Genomic DNA, 11,889 nt, shown 5'->3' on the forward strand with positions numbered 1-11,889 from the left:
GGGTTCCTGGGGTCATGGGTGCATTCATTGTCACGCGTGCAATGGACGTGCCTGCCACTCGGCCTGGGCCTGCAGCACGCTGGCGGGGCTGCGGCCGGTGATGGCTTCGTAGACGCCCGGGGCGGTGGCCCCTTCGGTGCTGATGAGCAGTACGCGCGCGTCCGGCCCCAGGCCGGCTTGGGCGGCAAGGGCGGGGTCGGCCATGAGGGCGGCCAGCGCGGCCAGGCCGGCGGCGCCCGATTCGCCGCTGAGCACGGGCACGTCACCCGCTGCGCCGCTGGCCAGGGTGCGCATGGCCTCTTCGGCCTGGGCATCGCTCACGGTCATGAACAGGTCCACCGCGGGCTGCAGGAAGCGCCAGGCCAGGGGCGAGGTCTCGCCGCAGGCCAGGCCGGCCATGACCGAGTCCACGCCGCCCGTGGCGCGGCTTGCGCGGCCGGCGATGGCGCTTTGCAGCAGGCAGTCGGCCTGTTCGGGCTCCACGGCGACGAAGGCGGGGCGCTGCTCGCCGTAGCGCTCCCACAGGGGGGCCACGACGCCGGCGGCCAGGCCGCCCACGCCGCCCTGCAGCAGCACGTGGGTGAAGGGGCAGGTACCGTCGCCGCGTTCGGGGGCCTGTTCGAGCAGTTCATCGACCAGGATGCCGTAGCCCTGCATCACGTCACGAGGGATGTCCTCGTAGCCCTCGTACGAGGTGTCGGAGACCACCCACCAGCCGTGGGCACGGGCCAGGCGCTCGGCCTCCTGTACGGAGTCGTCGTAGTTGCCGGTGATGCGCACGACCTCGGCGCCCAGCTCGCGGATGGGTTGTTCGCGCTCAGCGCTGACCTGCGCATGCAGCACGATCACGCAGCGGCAGCCGATGCTCTGTGCAGCAGCGGCCAGCGCGCGGCCATGGTTGCCATCGGTGGCGCTGATGGCCGTGAAGCTGGCCAGGACATCGGCGTGCCGGCCCGCGAGCAGGTCGGCCGGGGCCCAGCCCGCACCGGGCCATTGGCGCAGCACCAGGCGCAGCAGAGCGACGGGAGCACCCAGCACCTTGAAGCTGGCCAGGGGCGAGCGCGCGGATTCGTCCTTGAGGTGCAACTGCCCCAGGCCGAGCTGGCGAGCCAGGTGGGGCAGGGCGTGCAGCGGCGTACCGCCACTGCGCAGCTGGCGCCAGCCGGCCAGCCACTGGCGGCTTTCGCGGGCGGTGGCGAGGTTCATCACGCGCTGCAGGGCGGTGTCGTAGGGGCGGCGCGAGGCCGCAGGGTTGGTGAAGAGCATGGGTTTCCAGGGTCAGACGGTGGTGGGCAGGCGCACGCGCGCGAGTTCGGCGAAGTAGCGGGCGCCCACGGGCAGCACGGCGTCGTTGAAGTCGTAGGCGGCGTTGTGCAGCGGCACGCCGCCGGGCGTGCCGGACTCGCCGTTGCCGATGAACATGAAGGCACCGGGGACCACTTGCAGGAAGGCACCGAAGTCCTCGGAAATCATCATGGGCGTGACGTCGGTGTCCAGCCGCTTGGCGCCGACCACGGCCTGTGCGGCGGCCACGGCCACCTCCACGCAGGCGGGCCAGTTCACGGTGGGCGCGAACTCGTGCGTGTAGGTGAAGTTGCACGTGGCGCCATGGGCGGCGCAGATGCCCTCGCAGATCTCGCGCATGCGCTTTTCAAGCAGGGCCTGCACGGCGGGCGAGTAGCTGCGCGTGTCGCCCTTGATGGTGGCGTGCGTGGGCAGGGCGTTGCGGATGCCGTCGGTGGTGAACTCGGTGCACGAGACGACGGCCGGCTGGCTCGGGTCCACCGATCGCGCCACCACGGTCTGCAGCGCGAGCACGATCTCGGCACCGATGACCAATGGATCGATGGCCATGTGCGGGCGCGCCGCATGGCCGCCGCGGCCGGTGATCTCGATGGCGAAGTTGTCCTCGCTGGCCATGATGCCGCCGCTTCGGATGGCCATGTGGCCGGCCGGCATGCCGGGGATGTTGTGGGCGCCGTAGATCTCATCGACCGGAAAGCGCTCGAACAGGCCGTCGGCCATCATCGCCGCCGCCCCCTTGCCGTGTTCCTCGGCGGGCTGGAAGATGAAGTGCACGGTGCCGTCGAAGTCGCGCCGCTCGGCCAGCAGCTGCGCCGCGCCGAGCACCATGGCCATGTGGCCGTCGTGGCCGCAGGCGTGCATGCAGCCCGCGTTCTGCGAGGCATGGGCCCGGCCCGGGGCCGCCTCGCCCATGGCGAGGCCATCCATGTCTGCGCGCAGGCCAATGCTGCGCGGGCTGCTGCCCACGCGGAGGCTGGCGACCACGCCCGTGCCGCCGATGCCGCGGTGCACCGTGAGGCCCAGGGCTGCGAGGTGGCGCGCCACATAGTCGGCGGTGTCCACCTCGTTGAAGCCGGTCTCGGGATGGCGGTGCAGGTGGTGGCGCCAGCGCACGAGCTGCTGGTCGAAGTCGGTGGGGGTGGGCGGGTTGGTGGTCATGGCGGGCGCTCCAGGTGTCGGACGGTTCTTACCCATTGTTGGGGCGCATGCCCGGTTAAAACCACCGCAATACCGCGTTCAATGAAGGATCTGTCTCACAATCGGAAGAACCGTGATGCATTTGTCCCATCGCCCTTTGGTATCGTGGGTGGACCCATGAACCTCGACCGCCTGGACATCCAGATCCTCAACCTGCTGCAGGAAGACGCTTCGCAGCCCTTGCGTGTGCTGGCCCGGAAGGTCAACAGCTCTCCAGCCACCTGCCAGCGCCGCATCGCCATCCTGCGGGCGGAGGGCATTCTGCTGCGGCAGGTGGGGGTGGTGAACCGGCAGCGCGTGGGGCGCCCGCTCACGGTGTTTGTGTCGGTGGAACTGGACAAGCAGAACGATGCGCTGCTGCGCAACTTCGAAGCCAAGATGGCGGCGCAGGACGATGTGATGGCCTGCTACGAGGTGTCGGGCGAGTTCGACTTTCTGCTCATCATCAACTCCGCGTCGATGGAGCGCTACCACGCGTTCACGCGCGAGGTGTTCTCGTCGAACAACAATGTGCGCAACTTCAAGAGCACGTTCGCGATGAACTGCTCCAAGTTCGAGACGCGCGTGGCGCTGGATGTGCCACCTGAACCCGAAAAGAACGACGACGAGGACTGATCAGGCCGCAGGCCGGGTGAGGTCTTCGAGCCGGGTCAGGAAGGCCATGGCATTGTGCGTGTTGTCGGCGCACATCTCGGCCGAGGGCTGCAGGCCGCTGCAGACTGCGGGGCGCTCGGGCTGCCCAAAAATAAGGCAGCGTGCATCGTCGCCGAGCTGGATGCAGCGCACGCCCGCCGGCTTGCCCTCTGGCATGCCAGGGATGGGCGAGCTGATGGACGGGGCGGTGCAGCAGGCGCCGCAGCCGGGTCGGCACTGCATCGCTATTGCTATTGTTTTGATAGCTCAGGCGGCGTTCAGGCGGCTGGATGCCCAGAGTACCTGGTCGACCACCGCGCGCACGCGTTCGCGGTGGACTGGCTGCACCAGGGCGCCCGCCTCGTCGAAGGCCGCACTGGCCTGGCCCAGGGCAAAGGCCTTGGGCGCGAGCCAGCATTCCAGGTTGACCAAAAGTGGGGCCAGATGGCTTTGCGAGCGCAGGCCGCCCAGGCCGCCGTTGGAGGCGCTGAGCATGCCGACCACCTTGCCGCGGAAGGACTTGGTGCCATCCTGCCAGTCGGGGTTGCCGGCCACGGGGCTCGAAGCCCAGTCGATGGTGTTCTTGAGCAGGGCGGTGTAGCTGCCGTTGTACTCGGGCGAGCAGATGATCCAGGCGGGATGCTCCCACAGCACCTGCTTGAGGCGTACCACGTCGGCCGGCGTGCCCTGGGCTTCGAGGTCGGCGTTGTACATGGGGATGTCGTAGTCCGACAGCTCCAGCAGCGTGACCTCGGCGCCGGCATCGCGGGCGATGGCGGCGGTTGCGTGGGCCAGGCGGCGGTTGAACGATTGCTGGCGCGTGCTGCCGGCGAAGACGAGGAGGGAGTTTGCGTGCATGGTGCTGCATTGGAGCACAGGCGCCGGGCAGGATTCCTGCAAGCGCTGGGCTATCTGTGCCCCTGCGGTGGAGCCAATCGCCACACCAGCGTGACCAGGGCCAGGACAAAGGCCGCCAGGCTGAGCAGGGCGCGCCACAGGTTGGCGGCATTCCACTGGGCTCGCACCTGGGCTCAGTCCTTCGGAAGGGCCCGCGGAGTGCGGGCATGTGCCTACTGTGCCCGTGGCGATGGTGTGATGCCTTGACCTTTGATAAGGCCCATCTCGCTGCGCACGCGCGATAGGGTGACATCGGTAATGCCCAGGTAGGGCGCCAGGTGCCGCAGGGAGATGCGCTCTGCCCAGTCCGGGTGCTGGGCCAGCAGCCGCGCATAGCGCTCGCGTGCGCTCAGCTGCAGGAACTTCTGCTCGCGCTGCATCTTGCCGTCGAGCAGGGCGCACAGCACCCGGTGTTCGAGTGCGGCCCAAGGCGCCCAGCCATCAGTGGGCGTGGCGGTGCAGGGGGCCGGCAAGGCCAGCGCCCATACCCGGCTGTCTTCCAATGGTTCCACGTGGAACATCGCTGGCTGCTGCCGCAGGCTTGGGGTGGTGGGCCAGAACAGGGCCCCATCGAGAAAGAAGTTCTTGTTGGTCTCCGCACCGTCCCTGTCCACCAGATACAGGCGCAGGGCGCCGCGCTCCACCCACCACAGGTGGCGCCACGACTCTCCCGCGCGCAAAAGGGGTTGGCCACGCATGGCCTGGGCGCTGGCCCACCACGATGCCACCGGTACGGGCGGATCGCCCACCAGTCCGGTGAGAAAGCGGGTCAGAGGGCTGTGGGCAGACACGGTGGGCGCAAAGTGGGAAAATCCCGGGTTGCCCGCCGGGGCAGGGTGCAGGTTGGCACCCCCGCACCGGGCGGGGCCGGTGCGCACGGCAGGCCCAAGGCGGGGCCTGCCGCATGCGCCGCACCGGGATTTTTGATTATCGGGCCCGACAGGCCCCGGAGCGCTCCCATGTTGTACCCCCAGGAATTTGATGTGATCGTCGTCGGCGGTGGCCATGCCGGCACCGAGGCCGCGTTGGCCGCCGCCCGCATGGGCAGCAAGACGCTGCTGCTCACGCACAACATCGAGACGCTGGGGCAGATGAGCTGCAACCCCAGCATCGGCGGCATCGGCAAGGGCCACCTGGTCAAGGAGGTCGATGCGCTGGGCGGTGCCATGGCGCTGGCCACGGACGAGGGCGGCATCCAGTTCCGCATTCTCAACAGCTCCAAGGGGCCGGCCGTGCGTGCCACGCGGGCCCAGGCCGACCGCATCCTTTACAAGGCCGCCATCCGCCGCATGCTGGAGAACCAGCCCAACCTGTGGCTGTTCCAGCAGGCGGTGGACGACCTGATGGTGGAGGGCGACCGCGTGGTGGGTGCCGTCACGCAGGTGGGCATCCGCTTCCGCTCGCGCACGGTGGTGCTCACGGCCGGTACCTTCCTCGACGGCAAGATCCACGTGGGCCTGAACAACTACTCCGCCGGCCGGGCAGGGGACCCGCCAGCCGTGTCGCTGTCGGCACGCCTCAAGGAACTCAAGCTGCCCCAGGGCCGGCTGAAGACGGGCACCCCCCCGCGGCTGGATGGGCGCAGCATCGACTTCTCCAAGTGCACCGAGCAGCCCGGCGACGGCATGCCCGGTGGCGTGAACGAAGGGTCTGTGCCGGTGTTCAGCTTCATGGGCAATGCGGCCATGCACCCACGGCAGGTGCCCTGCTGGGTGACGCACACCAACGAGCGCACGCACGAGATCATCCGCAGCGGTTTTGACCGCAGCCCCATGTTCACTGGCAAGATCGAGGGCGTGGGCCCACGCTACTGCCCCAGCGTGGAAGACAAGATCAACCGCTTTGCCGACAAGGACAGCCACCAGATCTTCCTCGAACCCGAAGGCCTTACCACGCACGAGTTCTACCCCAACGGCATCAGCACCAGCCTGCCGTTCGACATCCAGTACGAACTGGTGCGCAGCATGCCGGGGCTGGAGAACGCGCACATCCTGCGCCCGGGCTACGCCATCGAGTACGACTACTTCGACCCGCGCTCGCTCAAGAGCAGCTTCGAGACGCGCCAGATCGAGGGCCTGTTCTTCGCCGGCCAGATCAACGGCACCACGGGCTACGAAGAGGCGGCAGCCCAGGGGCTGTTCGCCGGCATCAATGCCGCACTGCAGTGCCGGGGCGACGCGCCCTGGTTGCCCGGCCGCGATGAGGCCTACCTGGGCGTGCTGGTGGACGACCTGATCACCAAGGGCGTGAACGAGCCTTACCGCATGTTCACCAGCCGCGCCGAGTTCCGCCTGCAGCTGCGCGAGGACAACGCCGACCTGCGCCTGACCGAGATGGGCCGCAAGATGGGTCTGGTGGACGATGCGCGCTGGGATTCCTTCAGCCGCAAGCGCGATGCGGTTTCACGTGAAACAGAACGCCTCAAGGCCACCTGGGTGAATCCGCGCAACCTCCCGGCCGCTGAATCCGAGCGCGTGCTCGGCAAGAGCATCGAGCACGAATACAACCTGTTCGAGCTGCTGCGCCGGCCCGATGTGGCCTACGACGCGCTGGTGGGCATGGATGGCAGCAAGTATGCATCCGCCGAAGTTTCACGTGAAACACTGGGTGATCTGGCAGAGTCCGTGATCGAGCAACTGGAGATTGCTGCCAAGTATTCGGGCTATATCGACCGGCAGAAGGACGAGGTGGAGCGCGCCGCCCACTACGAGAACCTCAAGCTGCCCGACGACCTGGACTACATGCAGGTGGCGGCACTTTCCATCGAAGCGCGCCAGATCCTGACACGCCATCGCCCCGAAACGCTGGGCCTGGCCTCGCGCATCTCGGGCATCACGCCTGCGACGGTGTCGCTGCTCATGGTGCACCTCAAAAAGGGTGCCTTCCGCGGTATTGCCGGTGCACGGACGACGCATGCTGAGCCCGTCGCGCATTGAACGGCCCGTGGCCCGAAAGGGCACGGCAGGGCGACGCACACGCCAGCGGGGCGAGCTGCTGATGGTGCGCACCGTGGCGGTGGTGGCCGTGCTCTTGCTGTTGCTGGGCATTCCCTTGTGGATGAAGCACGAACGTGACAAGCGTGCGCCGGTGGCCAGGCAGCCCACCGCTGCCAAGGTGGCGACGACGCAGGCTGCCCCAGTGGCGGCCGCAGCCCCTGCAGCGGGGGGCATCGGCCATGGCCTGACCTTTGCCTTGCTGGTGGACGAGGCCAAACTGCCGGCCGAGGTGGCTCGCCTGGGTTGCGCGGGCGAGCCCCGCGCGACGGACCGCCCTCTGAAAGACGACCATCCCTGCAATCATCGGCAGGGCGATACCTCGTGCCGCGTGGTCCTGCCGGTGCTGTGCATACAGCCCGGTACCGCAGCCAAACCTGCGGGCGGCACCGACACTACCTATGCTGGCTGGACAGGTGGGCAGCTGGCGCCGACCCAGCCCGTGATGGGGGCGATTCTGACCTCTGCTGCCTTGGCATCGGCACGCTGCGAAGCGGAGCTGGGCAGCGGCTGGCGCATGGCCAGCGTGCAGGATGGTTTGAACACGGGAAGCCTGAGCGGCACGCGCACCACGAATACCAGCCTGGGCCAGGGCACGCGCTACTGGGTGCAGACCAAGGACCAACCCGCCAACTGCTGGGACAGCGCGGGTTCCTGAGCGCACCCATGCCGCGGTGGTTCCACGTGAAACCATCACGGTATGCTCTGCGGCCCCGGCTGCCTACCGAACAACGGACACCTCGAATTCCATGAACACCCCTTCCTCCATCACCGAGGCATTTCGTCCCACGCTGCTCTCGGCCGCCCAGCAACTGGGCGTGCCGTTGTCCGAAGCGCAGGCCAATGCCCTGCTGTGCTACCTGGACCTGATCCAGAAGTGGACCAAGGTCTACAACCTCACGGCGGTGCGCGATCCGAAGGAGATGCTGACCCACCACCTGCTCGACAGCCTGGCTGCGGTGCCACCGCTGCGCCGCGCGCTGGCACAGGCCGCCTTGCCGCCAGGGCAGGGCGCCCGCCTGCTCGATGTGGGCGCCGGCGCCGGCCTGCCCGGGGTGGTGATCGCCATCTGCTGCCCCGATGTCGATGTGAGCTGCGTGGACACGGTGGCCAAGAAGGCGGCCTTCATCCAGCAGGTGGCGGTATCGCTCAGGCTGATCAACCTGCGCGGCGTGCATGCCCGGGTCGAGAACCTCGATGGTCCTTTCGATGTGGTGACCAGCCGCGCCTTTGCTTCGTTGGTGGATTTCACCACCTGGTCGCGCCAGGCCCTGGGGCAACAAAGCGTCTGGCTGGCGATGAAGGGCAAGCACCCGGCCGAGGAAATCGCGGCCCTACCGGCCAGCGTGCAGGTGTTCCACGTGGAACCACTGGCCGTGCCAGGGTTGGATGCAGAGCGTTGCATCGTCTGGATGCGACCCGCATAAGCAACGCTGCGGGAAAAAAGCCGGTCCCGCATCGGCGGGTCGCTTAAACTTCCCCGCTCACCGGCTGGATTCGCGGCAGGCTCTTTCCAGGGGATTTTCATGTTTGGCATTGCAGATTACGGCGCTTTCGTGGCGGCCATCGTGTTGTTCCTGGCGATTCCCGGTCCGGGCAACCTGGCGCTCATCACGTCCACCAGCAAGGGCGGCATCCGCGGTGGCCTGGCCGCCACGATGGGGGTGATCGCCGGTGACCAGTTGCTGATGTGGGCAGCGGTGGCTGGCGTGGCCGCCCTGCTGTCCACCTACCCCGCAGCCTTTCATGCCGTGCAGTGGCTCGGCGCCGCCTACCTGGCCTGGCTGGGCTTCAAGATGCTCACGGCCAAGCCTGGGGCCCAACCCATCCTCAACATCGAGCCGCGCCACTACTTCAAGCAGGCCGGCCTGATCACGCTGCTCAACCCCAAGGCCATCGTGTTCTACATGGCCTTCTTTCCGCTGTTCGTGGACCCGGCCCGCCACCAGGGCCTGCTGACCTTTGGCGTGATGGCGGCCACCGTGGCGGCGCTGACATTTGCCTACGGCCTGATCGCCGTGCTGCTCACCCACCACCTGGCGGAGCGCATGCGCGCCAACCCCACCATCGGCCGCGTGCTCGAAAAAGTCGCTGGCGTGTTCCTGATCGGTTTCGGCATCAAGCTGGCCATTTCGAAGTAAACGAGGCACTCAAACCCCATGGCCCAGATCTTTTGCATTGCCAACCAGAAGGGTGGCGTCGGCAAGACCACCACCACCGTCAACCTCGCCGCGGGCCTGGCCAAGATCGGTCAGCGCGTGCTCATGGTCGACCTGGACCCGCAGGGCAATGCCACCATGGGCTCGAACCTGGACAAGCGCAAGCTCGACCTCACGGTGTACGACGTGCTGCTCGAATCCGCCTCGGTGCGCGAGGCGGCCGTGCTGAGCGAGAAGTGCGGCTACCACGTGCTGGGTGCCAACCGTGAATTGGCCGGTGCCGAGGTCGAACTCGTGGCGCTGGAGCACCGCGAAAAGCGCCTCAAGGCTGCGTTGGCCGAGGCCGCTGCAGACTACGATTTCGTGCTCATCGACTGTCCGCCCTCGCTGTCCATGCTCACCTTGAATGGCTTGTGCTCGGCCCATGGCGTGATCGTGCCCATGCAGTGCGAGTACTTCGCGCTCGAAGGCCTGACCGACCTGGTCAACACCATCAAGCAGGTGCATGCCAACCTCAACCCCGATCTGCAGATCATCGGCCTCTTGCGCGTGATGTTCGACCCGCGCATCACCCTGCAGCAGCAGGTGAGCGAGCAGCTCAAGGACCATTTCGGAGACAAGGTGTTCAACACCGTGATCCCGCGCAACGTGCGCCTGGCCGAGGCCCCGAGCTACGGCCTGCCGGGCGTGGTGTTCGACCCGCTGGCCAAGGGCAGCCAGGCCTTCATCGAGTTCGCGCAGGAGATGGTCGAGCGCGTGCAGAGCATGAAGGCGCTGGGCAAGAAGCCCGCCGTTGTCTGATCGAACATCTGCCTGTTTGCTATCAAATTCATAGTATGAGTTCATCCACCGACACCGTGCTGGTGCTGCCTGGCTGGCAGAGCTCCGGGCCCGAGCACTGGCAGAGCCGCTGGGAGGCGCTGCATGGCTTTGCGCGTGTGGAGCAGCATGACTGGATGCGCCCGCTGCGCGGTGACTGGACGGCGCGGCTCGAAGAAACCATCGTCGACGCCCCTGGCCCCGTGGTGCTGGTGGCGCACAGCCTGGGTTGCATCCTCACCGCCTGGTGGGCCGCGCATTCATCCAACACCCACCGGGTGAAGGGGGCGCTGCTGGTAGCCCCCGGCGATGTGGAGCGCGAGGACATCGCCGGCTACCTGCCGGGCTGGTCGCCCATCGCGCGCCAGCCGCTGCCGTTCCCTGCCGTGCTGGTGGGCAGCCGCAACGACCCGTATTGCAGCTTCGAGCAGGCCGAGGGCCTGGCCCAGGCCTGGGGTGCGCGTTTCATCGACTACGGCGAGCGGGGGCACATCAATGCCGAGTCGGGCCTCGGTGACTGGCCCGAGGGCCAGGCCCTGCTGGCCGGGCTGCGGTCGTCCGCCATGCCGCTCTCCACGTCCTGATCCACCATGTCCAAAACCAATCTCCTGGAGACGGCGCGCACGTTTCCCAAAGCCTGGTCGTCCCGCGTCATCGGCCGAGCCGCCAATGCCAACGTCAAGGTGCTGCGCATGGACGACGGCGCCTACCCCGACGAATCGCACGACTTCGACGAGGCCCTGCTCGTGGTCGAGGGCTGCATGCGCCTGGACCTGCAGGGTGAAGTCACCGAGGTGCAGGCCGGCGAAGTGTTCATCGTGCCTGCAGGCGTGACGCATGCGGTGGCACCGGGTAGCCACGGCACGCTGGTGATCATCGACCAATGATGCGCGCGCGGCGCCGTCCCTGAATTCCAGAACACACAAGAAGAAAGCGATCTTTCATGGTCACCAAGAAACCCAAGGGCCTCGGACGCGGCCTCGAAGCCCTGCTGGGCCCCAAGGTCAGCGAAGCCACCGAGCAGGCCCAGGCGGCCGATGCCGGCCTGCCCAACACGCTGACCCTGGCCGAGATGGTGCCCGGCATGTACCAGCCACGCACGCGCATGGACGAGGGCGCGCTGTACGAGCTGGCCGAGAGCATCAAGGTGCAGGGCATCATGCAGCCCATCCTGGTGCGCCGCCTGGCCGATGGCGAGAACGCCGGCAAGTACGAAATCATCGCCGGCGAGCGGCGCTTCCGTGCCGCACGCCTGGCCGGCCTGGACCGCGTGCCGGTGCTGGTGCGCGACGTACCCAACGAGGCGGCGGCGGCGATGGCGCTGATCGAGAACATCCAGCGCGAGGACCTGAACCCGCTCGAAGAGGCCCATGGCCTGCAGCGCCTGGTGCGCGAGTTCGGGCTCACGCACGAGCTCGCGGCCCAGGCTGTGGGCCGCTCGCGCAGCGCGGCCAGCAACCTGCTGCGCCTGTTGAATCTGGCCGAACCGGTGCAGACCATGCTCATGGCCGGCGACATCGACATGGGCCATGCGCGCGCGCTGCTCTCGCTGGAGCGTGCGGCGCAGATCACGGCTGGCAACCAGATCGCAGCCAAGAAGTTGTCGGTGCGCGAGGCCGAGGCCCTGGTCAAGAAGATCGGCGCCGAGTTCAGCCTGGTGCCGCAAAAGCCCAAGAAGGAAAAGTCGCGCGACATGCGCCGGGTGGAGGAAGAGCTGTCCGACCTGCTCATGGCCGAGGTCGAGGTGCGCGTGAAGAAGCGCGTCAAGCGCGCCGGCAAGGTCGAGGACATGGGCGAGCTGGCGATCCAGTTCGGTTCCATCGATGAACTCAATGGATTGATCGAGCGCCTGCGCGGCTGACGGCCGCCCACCCCGGGCGGGTGGG

The 11,889-nt window shown here is 67.5% G+C and carries 14 protein-coding genes; 9 read left to right on the forward strand and 5 right to left on the reverse strand.

Translation table 11 applies throughout. The features are described 5' to 3' along the window. Window positions 1–30: 30 nt before the first annotated feature. Together AC07X5_RS02135 and AC07X5_RS02140 are read right to left on the reverse strand one after the other, a co-directional pair. Window positions 31–1,266 (reverse strand): diaminopropionate ammonia-lyase, encoded by a 1,236-nt coding sequence (locus AC07X5_RS02135; RefSeq protein ID WP_494768882.1) that lies wholly within the window; start codon window positions 1,264–1,266, stop codon window positions 31–33. 12 nt (window positions 1,267–1,278) lie between these two features. Then, a complete protein-coding gene (locus AC07X5_RS02140) occupies window positions 1,279–2,463 on the reverse strand; it encodes a M20 aminoacylase family protein (protein WP_494768883.1) in 1,185 nt (394 codons plus the stop codon). Between the two features lie 156 nt (window positions 2,464–2,619). Between AC07X5_RS02140 and AC07X5_RS02145 the strand changes: the two genes are divergently transcribed. After that, entirely contained in the window at window positions 2,620–3,117 is a 498-nt protein-coding gene (locus AC07X5_RS02145) for an Lrp/AsnC family transcriptional regulator (protein WP_409961549.1), read from the forward strand. Here AC07X5_RS02145 and AC07X5_RS02150 read toward each other — a convergent pair whose 3' ends face one another. The 3 genes from AC07X5_RS02150 to AC07X5_RS02160 all read right to left on the reverse strand — a co-directional run bounded on the left by AC07X5_RS02150 (window position 3,118) and on the right by AC07X5_RS02160 (window position 4,823). Next, window positions 3,118–3,378 (reverse strand): YkgJ family cysteine cluster protein, encoded by a 261-nt coding sequence (locus tag AC07X5_RS02150; protein WP_409961550.1) that lies wholly within the window; start codon window positions 3,376–3,378, stop codon window positions 3,118–3,120. A gap of 24 nt (window positions 3,379–3,402) precedes the next feature. After that, entirely contained in the window at window positions 3,403–3,993 is a 591-nt protein-coding gene (locus AC07X5_RS02155; RefSeq protein ID WP_409961551.1) for an NADPH-dependent FMN reductase, read from the reverse strand. Between the two features lie 212 nt (window positions 3,994–4,205). Next, window positions 4,206–4,823 carry a Crp/Fnr family transcriptional regulator gene (locus AC07X5_RS02160; protein WP_494768884.1) on the reverse strand — a complete coding sequence of 206 codons (618 nt, stop codon included), beginning with the start codon at window positions 4,821–4,823 and terminating at the stop codon, window positions 4,206–4,208. A 168-nt stretch (window positions 4,824–4,991) separates the two neighbouring features. On the opposite strand from AC07X5_RS02160, the gene mnmG reads away from it, so the two are divergent. From mnmG to AC07X5_RS02200, 8 genes are all read left to right on the forward strand, one after another. Beyond that, on the forward strand, window positions 4,992–6,968 hold the full coding sequence (gene mnmG / locus AC07X5_RS02165) for a tRNA uridine-5-carboxymethylaminomethyl(34) synthesis enzyme MnmG (RefSeq protein ID WP_494768885.1): 1,977 nt from the start codon (window positions 4,992–4,994) through the stop codon (window positions 6,966–6,968). Further along, complete coding sequence (locus AC07X5_RS02170) at window positions 6,946–7,683, forward strand: hypothetical protein (protein WP_494768886.1); 738 nt, start codon at window positions 6,946–6,948, stop codon at window positions 7,681–7,683. Before mnmG ends, AC07X5_RS02170 begins: the two co-directional genes overlap by 23 nt. Window positions 7,684–7,774: 91 nt before the next feature. Further along, window positions 7,775–8,452, forward strand: coding sequence for a 16S rRNA (guanine(527)-N(7))-methyltransferase RsmG (gene rsmG / locus AC07X5_RS02175; RefSeq protein ID WP_494768887.1), 678 nt, complete (start codon window positions 7,775–7,777; stop codon window positions 8,450–8,452). Between the two features lie 99 nt (window positions 8,453–8,551). After that, window positions 8,552–9,166 carry a LysE family transporter gene (locus AC07X5_RS02180; protein WP_494768888.1) on the forward strand — a complete coding sequence of 205 codons (615 nt, stop codon included), beginning with the start codon at window positions 8,552–8,554 and terminating at the stop codon, window positions 9,164–9,166. An 18-nt stretch (window positions 9,167–9,184) separates the two neighbouring features. Then, window positions 9,185–9,985 (forward strand): ParA family protein, encoded by an 801-nt coding sequence (locus tag AC07X5_RS02185; RefSeq protein WP_409961558.1) that lies wholly within the window; start codon window positions 9,185–9,187, stop codon window positions 9,983–9,985. A gap of 35 nt (window positions 9,986–10,020) precedes the next feature. Beyond that, window positions 10,021–10,587 carry an RBBP9/YdeN family alpha/beta hydrolase gene (locus AC07X5_RS02190; RefSeq protein WP_494768889.1) on the forward strand — a complete coding sequence of 189 codons (567 nt, stop codon included), beginning with the start codon at window positions 10,021–10,023 and terminating at the stop codon, window positions 10,585–10,587. Between the two features lie 6 nt (window positions 10,588–10,593). Then, window positions 10,594–10,890 (forward strand): cupin domain-containing protein, encoded by a 297-nt coding sequence (locus AC07X5_RS02195; RefSeq protein WP_494768890.1) that lies wholly within the window; start codon window positions 10,594–10,596, stop codon window positions 10,888–10,890. A gap of 56 nt (window positions 10,891–10,946) precedes the next feature. Continuing rightward, window positions 10,947–11,864: a ParB/RepB/Spo0J family partition protein gene (locus AC07X5_RS02200; protein WP_494768891.1), complete on the forward strand. Its 918-nt coding sequence runs from the start codon at window positions 10,947–10,949 to the stop codon at window positions 11,862–11,864. Window positions 11,865–11,889: the final 25 nt, after the last annotated feature.

The sequence above is a fragment of the Acidovorax sp. GW458-11-26-14-TSB4 genome, from assembly GCF_059423865.1.

Bases quoted from the DNA above. Each gene is read 5' to 3' on its own strand.
- AC07X5_RS02150 (WP_409961550.1), bottom strand. From the start codon at position 3,378: ATGCAGTGCCGACCCGGCTGCGGCGCCTGCTGCACCGCCCCGTCCATC.
- AC07X5_RS02135 (WP_494768882.1), bottom strand. From the start codon at position 1,266: ATGCTCTTCACCAACCCTGCGGCCTCGCGCCGCCCCTACGACACCGCC.
- AC07X5_RS02155 (WP_409961551.1), bottom strand. From the start codon at position 3,993: ATGCACGCAAACTCCCTCCTCGTCTTCGCCGGCAGCACGCGCCAGCAA.
- AC07X5_RS02195 (WP_494768890.1), top strand. From the start codon at position 10,594: ATGTCCAAAACCAATCTCCTGGAGACGGCGCGCACGTTTCCCAAAGCC.
- AC07X5_RS02145 (WP_409961549.1), top strand. From the start codon at position 2,620: ATGAACCTCGACCGCCTGGACATCCAGATCCTCAACCTGCTGCAGGAA.
- AC07X5_RS02185 (WP_409961558.1), top strand. From the start codon at position 9,185: ATGGCCCAGATCTTTTGCATTGCCAACCAGAAGGGTGGCGTCGGCAAG.
- mnmG (WP_494768885.1), top strand. From the start codon at position 4,992: ATGTTGTACCCCCAGGAATTTGATGTGATCGTCGTCGGCGGTGGCCAT.
- AC07X5_RS02190 (WP_494768889.1), top strand. From the start codon at position 10,021: ATGAGTTCATCCACCGACACCGTGCTGGTGCTGCCTGGCTGGCAGAGC.
- AC07X5_RS02180 (WP_494768888.1), top strand. From the start codon at position 8,552: ATGTTTGGCATTGCAGATTACGGCGCTTTCGTGGCGGCCATCGTGTTG.
- AC07X5_RS02170 (WP_494768886.1), top strand. From the start codon at position 6,946: ATGCTGAGCCCGTCGCGCATTGAACGGCCCGTGGCCCGAAAGGGCACG.
- rsmG (WP_494768887.1), top strand. From the start codon at position 7,775: ATGAACACCCCTTCCTCCATCACCGAGGCATTTCGTCCCACGCTGCTC.
- AC07X5_RS02140 (WP_494768883.1), bottom strand. From the start codon at position 2,463: ATGACCACCAACCCGCCCACCCCCACCGACTTCGACCAGCAGCTCGTG.
- AC07X5_RS02200 (WP_494768891.1), top strand. From the start codon at position 10,947: ATGGTCACCAAGAAACCCAAGGGCCTCGGACGCGGCCTCGAAGCCCTG.